Annotated in this window: 12 protein-coding genes; 11 read left to right on the forward strand and 1 reads right to left on the reverse strand. The window is 67.1% G+C overall.

Annotated features, from left to right (window positions below; translation table 11 throughout):
• Positions 1-22: 22 nt before the first annotated feature.
• Complete coding sequence (locus PT015_RS23865) at positions 23-1,399, reverse strand: FAD-dependent oxidoreductase (protein ID WP_285191257.1); 1,377 nt, start codon at positions 1,397-1,399, stop codon at positions 23-25.
• Between the two features lie 61 nt (positions 1,400-1,460).
• Between PT015_RS23865 and PT015_RS23870 the strand changes: the two genes are divergently transcribed.
• The 11 genes from PT015_RS23870 to lpqB all read left to right on the forward strand — a co-directional run bounded on the left by PT015_RS23870 (position 1,461) and on the right by lpqB (position 13,474).
• Complete coding sequence (locus tag PT015_RS23870; RefSeq protein ID WP_285187736.1) at positions 1,461-2,960, forward strand: amino acid permease; 1,500 nt, start codon at positions 1,461-1,463, stop codon at positions 2,958-2,960.
• 103 nt (positions 2,961-3,063) lie between these two features.
• The gene (locus PT015_RS23875) at positions 3,064-4,290 is read left to right on the forward strand and encodes an alkane 1-monooxygenase (RefSeq protein WP_285187737.1); all 1,227 of its coding nucleotides are present in this window, start codon (positions 3,064-3,066) and stop codon (positions 4,288-4,290) included.
• Between the two features lie 294 nt (positions 4,291-4,584).
• Positions 4,585-5,811, forward strand: a complete 1,227-nt coding sequence (locus PT015_RS23880; protein ID WP_285187738.1) for an alkane 1-monooxygenase — start codon at positions 4,585-4,587, stop codon at positions 5,809-5,811.
• The gene (locus tag PT015_RS23885; RefSeq protein WP_285187739.1) at positions 5,811-5,972 is read left to right on the forward strand and encodes a rubredoxin; all 162 of its coding nucleotides are present in this window, start codon (positions 5,811-5,813) and stop codon (positions 5,970-5,972) included. Before PT015_RS23880 ends, PT015_RS23885 begins: the two co-directional genes overlap by 1 nt.
• Positions 5,973-5,996: 24 nt before the next feature.
• Complete coding sequence (locus PT015_RS23890; protein ID WP_285187740.1) at positions 5,997-6,179, forward strand: rubredoxin; 183 nt, start codon at positions 5,997-5,999, stop codon at positions 6,177-6,179.
• An 11-nt stretch (positions 6,180-6,190) separates the two neighbouring features.
• A complete protein-coding gene (locus PT015_RS23895) occupies positions 6,191-6,898 on the forward strand; it encodes a TetR family transcriptional regulator (RefSeq protein WP_285191258.1) in 708 nt (235 codons plus the stop codon).
• A 94-nt stretch (positions 6,899-6,992) separates the two neighbouring features.
• Entirely contained in the window at positions 6,993-8,456 is a 1,464-nt protein-coding gene (gene ahcY, locus PT015_RS23900; protein ID WP_285187741.1) for an adenosylhomocysteinase, read from the forward strand.
• Between the two features lie 102 nt (positions 8,457-8,558).
• Positions 8,559-9,188, forward strand: coding sequence for a dTMP kinase (locus PT015_RS23905; RefSeq protein WP_285187742.1), 630 nt, complete (start codon positions 8,559-8,561; stop codon positions 9,186-9,188).
• An 86-nt stretch (positions 9,189-9,274) separates the two neighbouring features.
• Positions 9,275-9,961 (forward strand): two-component system response regulator MtrA, encoded by a 687-nt coding sequence (gene mtrA / locus PT015_RS23910; protein WP_285187743.1) that lies wholly within the window; start codon positions 9,275-9,277, stop codon positions 9,959-9,961.
• A 94-nt stretch (positions 9,962-10,055) separates the two neighbouring features.
• The gene (gene mtrB / locus PT015_RS23915; protein ID WP_285187744.1) at positions 10,056-11,714 is read left to right on the forward strand and encodes an MtrAB system histidine kinase MtrB; all 1,659 of its coding nucleotides are present in this window, start codon (positions 10,056-10,058) and stop codon (positions 11,712-11,714) included.
• Complete coding sequence (gene lpqB / locus PT015_RS23920; RefSeq protein ID WP_285187745.1) at positions 11,714-13,474, forward strand: MtrAB system accessory lipoprotein LpqB; 1,761 nt, start codon at positions 11,714-11,716, stop codon at positions 13,472-13,474. Before mtrB ends, lpqB begins: the two co-directional genes overlap by 1 nt.
• Positions 13,475-13,479: the final 5 nt, after the last annotated feature.

Raw genomic sequence — 13,479 nt, forward strand, 5'->3', positions numbered from 1 at the left:
GCGCCGGCGACGATGCAGAGCGTCAGCGATGAGGAGGAGCGGCGCTTCTGACCAGCTCGCCCGCCGGCTTTCCGGCGCGGCGCTCGGCCAGCCACAGCCGCATGTTGTGCCGGATCGTGCGTCCCACCAGCTTCGCTGACGGCACCATGTAGAGGCTGTCCAGCAGTGAGAACCGGCGCAAAAACCATTCGGCCAGAACGGGATCCGTCTCCGCGGCGCCGAGGAACTGGTCGAACAGATTGCCCACCGGTCCGAACCACCACGGTTTTTCGCCGGTCGCATGATGGAACGCGTGATCGCCGATCGCCGTCATCATCCACACCGGGAAGGTGGTCTTGGCGGTTGCCTTGTTCACCCTGCGCGCCACATCGTCGCCGACGCCGTCGGCGAGCGCGCGGTGCAGGTGCCCCGCCTGGATTGACGTCATCGTCATGCCCTGCCCGTACGTCGGGTCGAAGCTGACCACCGCGTCGCCGAGCGGCAGGATCCCGGCCGGGAACCGATCGAGTTCGTGATAACGCCGCCACCGGCTGGCCGGGTAGCGGTGAAATGCCACCTCGCCGACGAGCTCGGCCCCCCGCAGCGCGCCGGCGATCCGCGCCGGCAAGAGCGTGTCAGCCAGCGTCAGCATCTCCGAAAAGGTATGCGGCGGTTCGACTTTGCCGACACCGAACGAGGTGAGCGTCCAGGTGCCGTCCTCGTAGCCCAGCAGTCCCAGCCCGACCGGCTGTTCCCGAGACGCGCCGGCGACGACGACCCGCTCCCGGATCGCGCCCTCCGGCAGCCGAAACTGTTGCGAGGCATAGTGAATGCCCACGTCGACCGTCTTCTCCGGCGGCCGCTCGTAGCCCCACTGCTCCAGCCAGACCGGCAGCCGCGTACCGCGCCCGGCGGCGTCGACCACCAGGTCCGCAGCTACATAGTCGGGCCGGCCGTCATCGCTGTCGAGTAGCACGCCGGTGACCCGTTGAGTGTCGACCTCGAAGCTCGGCTGTGCGACCGAGCGGTGCTGAATCTCGACGTTGGGAATGTCCAGGACGCGGCGGCGGATCTGCCATTCCAGCTGCGGACGGCTCGGCACGTAGGCGGTGAACTCGTCCTGCAGGGTGTGCGCAGTGCCCAGCACATGGCCGGCCGCGCCGAAGTAGATGCAGTCCGGCCGGTTCTCCAGGATGGGCACCCCGGCAGCCACCATCTCGTCGAGCAGACCCGGGAACAGGCCGTCGAACTCCTGTGCGCCGCGGGCCATCAGCAGGTGCACATGCCGGCCCTGCGGGACGGCGGTGCGATTTCCGGGTCCGTTCGGCAACTCGTCGCGCTCGAAAACCGTGACCCGGTCGAAAAACTGCGACAACACCCGGGCCGCGCACAGTCCGCCGATGCTGGCGCCGATGACCACTGCATGTTTCCGTGCGTTTTCCCCACCCATGCCGCCAACGTACTCGGTACTGTCCGGCGACATGGCTGATCGCTGGCGCACCAAGTCGATCGAGCAGTCCATCGCGGACACCGACGATCCCGACACGCAGCTGCGGAAAGACCTCAGCTGGTGGCATCTCTGCGTCTTCGGGGTGTCGGTGGTGATCGGCGCGGGCATCTTCACCGTCACCGCCTCCACGGCGGGAGACATCACCGGGCCGGCGATCTGGATTTCGTTCCTGATCGCCGCCGTCACCTGCGGGCTGGCCGCGCTCTGTTACGCCGAGTTCGCGTCGATGCTCCCGGTGGCCGGCAGCGCGTACACGTTCTCCTATGCGACGTTCGGCGAGTTCATCGCCTGGACCATCGGGTGGAACCTGGTTCTGGAGTTGGCGATCGGGGCGGCCGTCGTTGCCAAGGGCTGGTCCAGTTACCTGCAAACCGTGTTCGGATTCGCCGGCGACACAGTCACTTTGGGTCCGGTCACCATCGACTGGGGTTCGCTGCTGATCGTCGCGCTGGTGTCCACGCTGCTCGCGCTCGGCACCAAGCTGTCGTCGCACTTCTCCACCGTGGTGACCGCCATCAAGGTTGCAGTCGTCCTACTGGTGATCGTCGTCGGCTCGTTCTACATCAAGCCCGCGAACTACTCACCGTTCATCCCGCCGCCGCAGGCCGACCGCTCCGGCAGCGGCATCGACCAGTCGCTGCTGTCGCTGCTCACCGGCGCGCACAGCAGTCACTACGGCTGGTACGGGGTACTGGCCGGAGCGTCGATCGTGTTCTTCGCGTTCATCGGTTTCGACATCGTCGCCACCATGGCTGAGGAGACCCGGAATCCGCAGCGCGATGTCCCGCGCGGCATCCTCGCCACGCTCGGCATCGTGACCGTTCTCTATGTTGCGGTGTCGGTCGTGCTCTCCGGCATGGTTTCCTATACCCAACTCACCACCTCCGATGGCCACCACGCCAACCTGGCCACCGCGTTTGCGGCCAACGGCGTGCACTGGGCCTCGGGCATCATCTCGATCGGCGCGCTCGCCGGGCTCACCACCGTGGTGATGGTGCTGCTGCTCGGGGGTTGCCGGGTGCTGTTCGCGATGGCGCGTGACGGCCTGCTGCCGCGACCGCTCGCCAAGACCGGCGGCCGCGGCACCCCGGTCCGGATCACCGCCGTGGTCGCGGTGCTGGTCGCCGCGACAGCATCGGCGTTTCCCACCGACAAGCTCGAGGAGATGGTGAACGTCGGGACGCTGTTCGCGTTTCTGCTGGTGTCGGCGGGCGTCATCGTCCTACGCCGCACCCGCCCGGATCTGCCGCGCGGTTTCCGCGCGCCGCTGGTGCCGCTGCTGCCGATCGCCTCGGTGTGCGCGTGCGTGTGGTTGATGATCAATCTCACAGTCGTCACCTGGGTGCGTTTCGGTGTCTGGATGGCCGCCGGCGTCGTCATTTACGCCGCCTACGGACGCCGGAATTCGGTGCTGGCCAGGCGCGACGCCGATGTCAAACGTGGTGTCCAACTGGGGAATACCGGACTTTAACCAGACGGTACTTCGATTTAATATCGCTGCTTCAAGATCAATTCGAGGTGCCGTTGCGCCTCGTCGCGTCTCGGGGGGAACGAGTCGCCCGGAGGTTAGCGATATGCCAGATGGATCCGTCGGCAGCACGATCGAGTGGCGGGACAAGAAGCGCCGCTACTGGATGATGGGGCTGGTCTTTCCGACCCTCACGATCACCGTCACGCCGTTCATCTGGGGGATGAATCAGCTGGGCTGGTACCCCGCGTCCCAGGTTCTGTTCTGGATCGGCCCGATCCTGCTGTACATCGTGATGCCCGCGCTCGACCTGAAGTTCGGGGCGGATGGGCAGAACCCGCCAGGCGACATCGCGGAGCAGCTGGAGAACGACAAGTACTACCGCTACTGCACTTTCGCGTTCGTGCCGCTGCAGTACCTCAGCCTGTTCATGGCCGCAGGTGTCTTCACCGCGCCGAACCTGAGCTGGCTGGGCCAGGAGGGCCCGTTGGGCTGGCCGGCCAAGATCGGCCTGGCGTTGTCGATCGGCGCGCTCGGCGGCGTCGGCATCAACACCGCGCACGAGCTGGGACACAAGAAGGAGTCGCTGGAGCGCTGGCTGTCCAAGATCTCGCTGGCGCAGACCGGTTACGGCCACTTCTATATCGAGCACAACCGGGGCCATCACGTGCGCGTCGCGACGCCGGAGGATCCGTCGTCGGCGCGCTTCGGCGAGACCTATTGGGAGTTCTTGCCGCGCAGCGTCTTCGGCAGCTTGCGCTCGGCGCTGAAGCTGGAGGCCAAACGGATCCGCCAGCGGGTCGGTAATCCGTGGCACCCGAAGACCTACCTGTCCAACGACGCGCTGACGTCCTGGCTGATGACCGCCGTGCTGTGGGCCGGGCTGCTGGCGCTGTGCGGCTGGGCGCTGCTGCCGTTCCTGCTCATCCAGGCGGCGTTCGGCGTCAGCCTGCTCGAAGCGGTCAACTACCTCGAGCATTACGGTCTGCTGCGACAGAAGCGGCCCAACGGCCGCTACGAGCGCTGCACGCCCGAGCACAGCTGGAACTCCGACCACCTCGTCACCAACCTGCTGCTGTATCACCTGCAGCGGCACAGCGATCACCACGCCAACCCGACGCGGCGTTACCAGTCGCTGCGCAGCATGGACGGGTCGCCCAGCCTGCCGTGCGGCTACGGGGCACTGATCGGGGTCGTCTACCTTCCGCCGCTGTGGCGCCGGTTGATGGACCACCGGGTGCTGAAGCATTACGGCGGCGACATCACGCAGGTCAACATGCAACCGCGGCTTCGTAAGAAGGCCCTCGCCCGCTACGGGGCCGTCGCCGCGTAGCCACCGCCCGACGGTCATCTGAGGCGGGCCAGACGACTCGGCTTCGCCGAGCGTGCACTGAGGGCGGTTTTCCCGCCGATTTATCGCACTGGATGCACGTTCGGCGAACTGTCGCGCCTGCCGTCGCCGCGGTCTAGCGGCAACTTTTCCGCTCTTTTTCCTCGCTATCGACGCACGTCAGTAGAGTGCTGCGGCCAATTGCTTTACAAACTATGCCTTCGTGTCTAGACAGGGGACGCAGAAAGCGCTAATGTCCAACCTCAAGGTGTTATGGCTCACAAGGAGGTTGGCGATATGACCGCGGCAGCAGGGGCACTTGGCCCGAACGTCTGGCAGGACCGAAAGCGCTACATGTGGCTGATGGGGCTCATCGTCCCGACGCTGCTGATCGCGATCCTGCCGATCGTCTGGGCGATGAACCAGGCCGGTTGGCAGACCGCCTCGCAGGTGTGGTTCTGGATCGGCCCGATCCTGCTCTACGTCGTCCTGCCGGCTCTGGACCTCCGGTTCGGTGCCGACGGTCAGAACCCGCCCGACGAGGCCATGCAGTACCTGGAGAACGACAAGTACTACCGGTACTGCACCTACGCCTTCATCCCGTTCCAATACATCAGCCTGGTGCTCGGCGCGTACCTGTTCACCGCATCGAACCTGAGCTGGCTGGGCTTCGAGGGGTCGCTCAGCTGGCCGGCCAAGGTCGGTCTCGCGTTGTCGGTCGGGACGCTGGGCGGCGTCGGCATCAACACCGCCCACGAGATGGGGCACAAGAAGGAGACGCTGGAGCGGTGGCTGTCCAAGATCACGCTCGCCCAGACCGGCTACGGCCACTTCTACATCGAGCACAACCGCGGCCACCACGTCCGCGTCGCCACGCCGGAAGACCCCGCCTCGGCCCGCTTCGGTGAGACGTTCTGGGAGTTCTTGCCGCGCAGCGTGATTGGCAGCGCCAAGTCGTCGTTGCACCTGGAGGCCCAGCGGATCCGCCGGCAGGGCGGCAACCCGTGGAACCCCAAGACGTACCTGTCCAACGACGTCGTCAACGCGTGGCTGATGACGGTGGTGCTGTGGGCCGCGCTGCTCGTGGCGTTCGGGCCCGCCTTGATCCCGTTCCTGATCGTGCAGGCCATCTTTGGGTTCAGCCTGCTGGAGTCGGTCAACTACCTCGAGCACTACGGCCTGCTGCGGGCCAAGAAGGACAACGGCCGCTACGAGCGCTGCACGCCCGAGCACAGCTGGAACTCCGACCACATCGTCACGAACCTGTTCCTCTACCACCTGCAGCGGCACAGCGATCACCACGCCAACCCGACCCGTCGTTACCAGACCCTGCGCAGCATGGACGGGTCGCCGAACCTGCCCAGCGGTTACGCGGCGCTGATCGGCGTGACCTACTTTCCGCCGCTGTGGCGCAAGCTGATGGACCACCGGGTCATCGAGCACTACGACGGCGACGTCACCCGGATGAACATCCAGCCGCGACTGCGCAACAAGGTGCTGGCCCGCTACGGCGCCGCGGCCTGATGGCCGCGTACCGTTGCATCGGCTGCGACTACGTCTACGACGAAACGAAAGGCGCTGAGCGGGAAGGGTTTCCGGCGGGTACCCGCTGGGAGGAGCTACCCGAAGACTGGGGTTGCCCGGACTGCGCCGTAGTGGAAAAGCCCGACTTTCAACCGATCTAGTACCCGCAAGAGAGGACCAACGACATGGACGCCTACAAACTCTTCGTCTGCGTGCAGTGCGGCTTCGAATACGACGAGGCCAAGGGCTGGCCGGAAGACGGCATCGCCCCGGGCACCCGCTGGGACGACATCCCCGAGGACTGGAGCTGCCCCGACTGCGGTGCCGCGAAGTCGGACTTCGAGATGGTGGAAGTCGCCCGCCCGTGAGCCCATTCGGCATGCCGACGCCGACCGCCGCGATACATAGTCGCGGCGGTCCAGGCGTTAGGGTCGCGCATATGCGAAGGGTCCCGTACGCCGAGGCGTCGCGGGCCCTGCTGCGCGACTCGGTGCTCGACGCGATGCGCGAACTTCTCGCCAGCCGCGACTGGTCGGCGATCACGCTGGCCGACGTGGCCCGCGCCGCGGGCGTCAGCCGGCAGACCATCTACAACGAGTTCGGCTCGCGGCAGGGCCTGGCCCAGGGCTACGCGATGCGGCTGGCCGACCGGCTCGCCGGCGCGGTCGAGGACGCCATCTACGCCAACGTCGGCAACGTCTACGAAGCCTTCCTGCAGGGTTTCCGGGCCTTCTTCGCGGACTCGGCGGCCGACCCGCTGGTGATCTCGCTGCTCACCGGCGTCGCGAAGCCCGATCTGCTGCAGATCATCACCACCGACAGCGGGCCGATCATCACGCACTGCTCGGCGCGGCTGACGTCGTCGTTCATGCACAGCTGGGTGAGTGCCAGCGAGGAAGACGCCGGCATGATCGCGCGCGCCATCGTGCGGCTGGCATTGAGCTATGTGTCGATGCCGCCGGAGGCCGACCATGACGTGGCAGCTGACCTGGCACGACTGATGACGCCGGCGGCCGAACGCTACGGTGAGCTCCGCGAGGACTACCAGCCGGGGACCACCGGCGAGGGCGGCGAAGCCAGCGAATAGGCTAGACCTCCGACTGACCTCAGATCGTGGCCAAGAACGCGTCGCGATTAATATGTACCCAAGCTAATTAGTTGACCGGAGGAATTGGTAGTAGATGACGACCGAACTGAAGCCCGACGTGGTGAACGGGCTCGACTTCAAGGTGGCCGACCTGTCGCTGGCCGACTACGGCCGCCGCGACATCGAGCTCTCCGAACAGGAAATGCCCGGCCTGATGTCGCTGCGTCGTGAGTACCACGACGTCCAGCCGCTCAAGGGCGCCCGCATCTCGGGATCGCTGCACATGACCGTGCAGACCGCGGTGCTGATCGAGACTCTGACCAGCCTCGGTGCTGAAGTTCGCTGGGCGAGCTGCAACATCTTCTCCACCCAGGACCACGCGGCCGCCGCGGTGGTCGTCGGCCCGCATGGCACCCCGGAGAAGCCGCAGGGTGTGCCGGTGTTCGCGTGGAAGGGCGAGACCCTCGAGGAGTACTGGTGGGCTGCCGAGCAGATCCTGACCTGGCCCAATGAGCCGGCCAACATGATCCTCGACGACGGTGGCGACGCCACCATGCTGGTGCTGCGCGGCGCGCAGTACGAGAAGGCCGGCGTGGTTCCGCCCGACGAGGACGACGACTCGGACGAGCACCGCGTCTTCCTGAGCCTGCTGCGCAAGCGGTTCGAGACCGACAAGGACAAGTGGACCAAGATCGCCGCGTCCATCAAGGGTGTCTCGGAGGAGACCACCACCGGCGTCCTGCGGCTCTACCAGTTCGCCGCCGCCGGTGAGCTGTCGTTCCCGGCCATCAACGTCAACGACTCGGTGACCAAGTCGAAGTTCGACAACAAGTACGGCTGCCGGCACTCGCTGATCGACGGCATCAACCGCGGCACCGACGTGCTGATCGGCGGCAAGAAGGCCCTGATCTGTGGCTACGGCGACGTGGGCAAGGGTTCGGCGGAGTCGCTGGCCGGCCAGGGCGCGCGCGTGACCGTGACCGAGATCGACCCCATCAACGCCCTGCAGGCGCTGATGGAGGGCTTCGACGTCAAGCGGGTCGAGGACATCATCGGCGAGGCTGACATCATCATCACGACCACCGGTAACAAGGACATCATCACCTTGGAGCACATTAAGGCGATGAAGGACAAGGCGATCCTGGGCAACATCGGCCACTTCGACAACGAGATCCAGGTCGCGCGCCTGGAGAAGTCGGGTGCGACGAAGACCAACATCCGCCCGCAGGTCGACCTGTGGACGTTCGGTGACACCGGCAAGTCGATCATCCTGCTGTCCGAGGGCCGGCTGCTGAACCTGGGTAACGCGACGGGCCACCCGTCGTTCGTGATGAGCAACAGCTTCTCCAACCAGGTCATCGCCCAGATCGAGCTGTGGACCAAGAACGACGAGTACGACAACGAGGTCTACCGGCTGCCCAAGCACCTGGACGAAAAGGTCGCCAAGATCCACGTCGAGGCGCTCGGCGGCGAGCTGACCAAGCTCACCAAGGATCAGGCCGAGTACATCGGCGTCGACGTCGACGGCCCGTACAAGCCGGACCACTACCGCTACTGAGTCAGGTGCCGACCGCCCGGCCAGCCGGGCGTTCGGTGCCGAGTGCCCGCCGAGCAGGGCACTCGAGCCCACCAATCAGCACGGCGCAGATAGGCTCGCGCCGTGCTGATTGCTATCGAGGGCGTCGACGGCGCCGGCAAGCGGACGCTCACCGACGGGCTGCGCAACACCTTCGAGGCCACCGGGAAATCCGTGGCGTCGCTGGCCTTTCCGCGCTACGGCCGATCGGTAACCGCTGACGTGGCAGCCGAGGCGCTGCACGGCCGACACGGCGACCTGGCGTCGTCGGTGTATGCGATGGCGATGCTGTTCGCGTTGGACCGTGCCGATGCCCGCCCCGAGATCGCGGCGCTGCGCGACGGCCACGACGTCGTGCTCCTCGACCGCTACGTGGCATCGAACGCCGCCTACAGCGCGGCGCGCCTGCACCAACCGGCCGACGGCGATGCGGTCGGCTGGGTGCACGACATCGAGTACGGCCGGTTGGGGCTGCCCGCGCCGGACTGGCAGGTGTATCTCGGGGTCTCGGCCGAACTGGCCGACCAGCGGGCCCGGCACCGGGCCAGCGTCGACGCCAGCCGGGAGCGCGACGCCTACGAACGCGATGCCGGATTGCAGCAGCGCACCGGCGCGGTGTACGCCGGTCTAGCCGCGGCGGGCTGGGGCGGACGCTGGCTGGTGGTCGACGAAACGGTCGATCCGCAGGGGTTGGCGGGGCAGTTAATGCCCTAGTTGCCACCCGCGTCTGAGACTCCTGTGGTAAAAGGTGCACGAAACACGCGTGTGGTAGCCGGGTTTTATCAAGATCTGGTGACACCATGGTCCCCATGAGGCAAAGGATTCTCGTGGTTGACGACGACGCGTCGCTGGCCGAGATGCTGACCATCGTGCTGCGGGGAGAAGGATTCGACACCGCAGTCATTGGTGATGGCACCCAGGCGCTGACCGCCGTGCGCGAACTGCGGCCCGACCTGGTGTTGCTGGACTTGATGCTGCCGGGCATGAACGGCATCGACGTGTGCCGCGTGCTGCGCGCCGACTCCGGGGTCCCGATCGTGATGCTCACGGCCAAGACCGACACCGTCGACGTGGTGCTTGGGCTGGAGTCGGGTGCCGACGACTACATCATGAAGCCGTTCAAGCCCAAGGAACTGGTCGCCCGCGTGCGGGCGCGGTTGCGGCGCAACGAAGACGAGCCGGCCGAGATGCTGTCGATCGCCGACGTCGACATCGACGTGCCCGCCCACAAGGTGACCCGCAACGGCGAACAGATCTCGCTGACGCCACTGGAGTTCGACCTGCTGGTGGCGTTGGCGCGCAAACCGCGCCAGGTGTTTACTCGTGATGTGCTGCTCGAACAGGTGTGGGGCTACCGCCACCCCGCGGACACCCGTTTGGTGAACGTGCACGTCCAGCGTCTGCGGGCGAAGGTCGAGAAAGACCCGGAGAACCCGACCGTTGTACTGACCGTTCGAGGAGTGGGTTACAAGGCCGGACCTCCGTGATCCCCCGCCGTCGACGTGCCGTGCGCCGCATGAGCGGCGCGGGACGGAGGAGCGGCGACACTGATCGAGGCCGCAACAACCGGGAGCGGCGTCGTTGATTTGGGGATCGAGGCCACGGTTTCGTGGTCGTTCGGGCCGTTCCGGCCCGGTCATGCGAGGCATGGGCACGCTGAGTCGGGCCTTCGGCGTCGCCTGGCGTCGTTCGCTGCAACTGCGGGTTCTCGCCTTGACTCTGGGCATGTCGCTCACCGTGATCCTGGCGCTGGGCTTCGTGCTGACCAGCCAGGTCACCAACCGCGTCCTCGACGTCAAGCTGCGCGCCGCCACCGAGCAGATCGAGCGGGCCCGCAGCACGGTCAGCGGAATCGTCAGCGGGGAAGAGGCGCGCTCGCTGGACAGCAGCCTGCAGCTGGCCCGTAACACGCTGACGTCGAAGACCGATCCGACCTCCGGGGCCGGGCTGGCCGGCGCGTTCGACGCCGTGCTGATGGTGCCGGGCCAGGGTCCGCGGCCCGCCGCCTCGGCCGGGCCGGTCGACCAATTGCCGGACTCACTCAGGGATTTCGTCAAGGCCGGGCAGGTCGCCTACCAATACGCGAGCGTGCACACCGACGGTTTCTCGGGGCCGGCGTTGGTGATCGGCACGCCGACGACGTCACGGGTGAACAACCTCGAGCTGTACCTGGTCTTCCCGCTCGGCAACGAGCAGAGCACGATCGCGCTCGTCCGCGGCACCATGGCCACCGGCGGTGTGGTGCTGATGGTGCTGCTGGCCGGCATCGCGTGGATGGTGACGCGGCAGGTGGTGGTCCCGGTGCGGGCGGCGGCCCGGACCGCCGAGCGATTCGCCGACGGCCATCTCTCCGAACGGATTCCGATCCGCGGCGAGGACGACATGGCCCGGCTCGCGGTGTCGTTCAACGACATGGCCGAAAGCCTGTCGCGGCAGATCGCCCAGCTGGAGGAGTTCGGAAACCTGCAGCGCCGCTTCACTTCTGACGTCAGCCATGAGCTGCGGACGCCGTTGACCACCGTGCGGATGGCCGCCGACCTGATCCACGACCACATGGAGGACCTCGAGCCGGCGCTGCAGCGGTCCACCGAGCTGATGGTCAACGAACTGGACCGGTTCGAGTCGCTGCTGTCCGACCTGCTGGAAATCTCCCGCCACGACGCCGGTGTCGCCGAATTGTCGGTCGAGGCAGTCGATTTGCGGACGACGGTGAACAGCGCGCTGGGCAACGTCGGTCACCTGGCCGAGGACGCCGGCGTGCAGATGATCGTCGACATGCCGGAGGAAGACGTCATCGCCGAGGTCGATCCGCGCCGCGTCGAGCGCATTCTGCGCAACCTGATCGCCAACGCGATCGATCACGCCGAGCACAAGCCGGTGCGGATCCGGATGGGCTACGACGAGGACACCGTCGCGGTTACCGTCCGCGACTACGGCGTCGGATTGCGGCCGGGCGAGGAGAAGCTGGTGTTCAGCCGATTCTGGCGCTCGGACCCGTCGCGGGTGCGCCGCTCCGGCGGAACCGGTCTGGGCTTGGCGATCAGCGTCGAGGACGCCCGTCTGCACCAGGGCCGGCTGGAGGCCTGGGGAGAACCGGGCAACGGCGCCTGCTTCCGGCTGACGCTGCCGCTGGTGCGCGGCCACAAGGTCACCACCAGTCCGCTGCCGATGAAACCCGTTGCGCCGGACCGCAAAGAGCGCCCGGCGCGGCAACGCGAGCACGCCGAGAGGGGCGTTTGATGCGAGTTATCGCCGCGCTGCTGTGCTCGCTCGCGGTGGTGCTCTCGGGCTGTGCGGGCGTGCCGAATGGGTCGGCGCCGCAAGCCATCGGCACCGTCGACCGGCCCGCGCCGGCGAACCTGCCCAAGCCGACCCCCGGCATGGATCCCGACGTGCTGCTCCGCGAATTCCTCAAGGCCACCGCCGATCCCGCCAACCGGCACCTGGCCGCCCGGCAGTTCCTCACCCAGTCGGCCTCCAACGGGTGGGACGACGCCGGTAGTGCGCTGCTGATCGACCATGTGGTGTTCGTCGAAACCCATAGCGCCGAACGGGTTTCGGTCACGATGCGCGCCGAGACTTTGGGATCGCTTTCGGACATGGGGGTGTTCGAGACCGCCGAGGGCCAACTGCCCGACCCCGGCCCGATCGAACTCGTCAAGACGCCGGGCGGTTGGCGCATCGACAAGCTGCCCAACGGGGTCTTTCTGGACTGGCAGCAGTTCCAGGCCACCTACAAACGCAACACGCTGTACTTCTCCGACCCGACCGGCAAGACGATGGTGCCGGACCCGCGCTACGTCGCGGTGTCCGACCGTGACCAGCTGGCAACGGAATTGGTGTCCAAGCTGATCGCCGGCCCACGTCCGGAGATGGCCAGAAGCGTGCACAACATGCTCAACCCGCCGGTGCGGCTGCGCGGCCCGGTGACCCGCGCCGACGGCGGCAAGAGCGGCATCGGCCGCGGCTACGGCGGTGCCCGCATCGACCTGGAACTGATGACCGTCGCCGACCCGCGCAGCAGGCAATTGGTTGCCGCGCAGATCATTTGGACGTTGGCGCGCGCCGACATCAAGGGCCCGTACGTGATCAAGGCTGACGGCGCCTCGCTCGACGAGCGGTTCGCCGACGGCTGGAACACCACCGACGTCGCCGCGACCGACCCGGGCGTTGCCGAGGGTGCGGCCGCCGGCGTGCACGCGCTGATCGGCGGGCGGATCGTCGCGCTCGAGGGTCAGCACTCCGACCCGGTGCCAGGCGCGTTCGGCCGGGCCACCGACCAGGCGTCGGCGGCGTTGTCGCGCAACGGGCATCAGGCGGCCTCGGTGGTGGTGCAGCGGCCAGGCGCGCCGGACATGGCGTCGTCGCTGTGGATCGGTGACCTCGGCGGTGAGGCCGCGGAAGCCGCTGACGGACATACCCTTTCGCGGCCGACTTGGTCGCTGGACGACGCGGTGTGGGTGGTCGCCGACGGCAACACCGTGCTGCGGGCCATCCAGGAGACCGCGTCGGGACAGCCCGCGCGGCTGCCGGTCGACTCGGCCGGGGTGTCGAGCCGATTCCCGGGCGTGATCGCCGAGTTGCAGCTGTCCCGCGACGGCACCCGCGCGGCGATGGTGATCAACGGTCAGGTGATCTGCGCCAGCGTCGAACAGACCCAGGGCGGCCAGTTCGCGCTGACCTACCCGCGGCGGCTCGGCTTCGGGCTGGGTTCGTCGGTGGTGTCGCTGGCCTGGCGCACCGACGAGGACATCGCGGTCAGCCGCAACGACGCCGAGCACCCGGTGTCCTATGTCAACATCGACGGCGTCAACTCCGATGCGCCCAGCGGGAACTTGCAGCAGCCGGTCGGGGTGATCGCCGCCAACCCGTCAACGGTCTACGTCGCCGACCCGCGCGGGGTGATGCAGCTGTCGATCTCGGGTGCCGAGGGCCTGTCGGGCTGGCTGGATGTGCCGCCGTTCATGGCCGGCGGGGCGATGCCGGTGATGCCCGGCTGAGTCAG

The organism is Candidatus Mycobacterium wuenschmannii (assembly GCF_030252325.1).
Lineage (GTDB): Bacteria > Actinomycetota > Actinomycetes > Mycobacteriales > Mycobacteriaceae > Mycobacterium > Mycobacterium wuenschmannii.

What these genes read in the sequence shown, in the direction of transcription:
- PT015_RS23870 (WP_285187736.1), top strand. Translation starts at nt 1,461, where the DNA reads ATGGCTGATCGCTGGCGCACCAAGTCGATCGAGCAGTCCATCGCGGAC.
- PT015_RS23875 (WP_285187737.1), top strand. Translation starts at nt 3,064, where the DNA reads ATGCCAGATGGATCCGTCGGCAGCACGATCGAGTGGCGGGACAAGAAG.
- PT015_RS23880 (WP_285187738.1), top strand. Translation starts at nt 4,585, where the DNA reads ATGACCGCGGCAGCAGGGGCACTTGGCCCGAACGTCTGGCAGGACCGA.
- PT015_RS23885 (WP_285187739.1), top strand. Translation starts at nt 5,811, where the DNA reads ATGGCCGCGTACCGTTGCATCGGCTGCGACTACGTCTACGACGAAACG.
- PT015_RS23890 (WP_285187740.1), top strand. Translation starts at nt 5,997, where the DNA reads ATGGACGCCTACAAACTCTTCGTCTGCGTGCAGTGCGGCTTCGAATAC.
- PT015_RS23895 (WP_285191258.1), top strand. Translation starts at nt 6,191, where the DNA reads ATGCCGACGCCGACCGCCGCGATACATAGTCGCGGCGGTCCAGGCGTT.
- ahcY (WP_285187741.1), top strand. Translation starts at nt 6,993, where the DNA reads ATGACGACCGAACTGAAGCCCGACGTGGTGAACGGGCTCGACTTCAAG.
- mtrA (WP_285187743.1), top strand. Translation starts at nt 9,275, where the DNA reads ATGGTCCCCATGAGGCAAAGGATTCTCGTGGTTGACGACGACGCGTCG.
- lpqB (WP_285187745.1), top strand. Translation starts at nt 11,714, where the DNA reads ATGCGAGTTATCGCCGCGCTGCTGTGCTCGCTCGCGGTGGTGCTCTCG.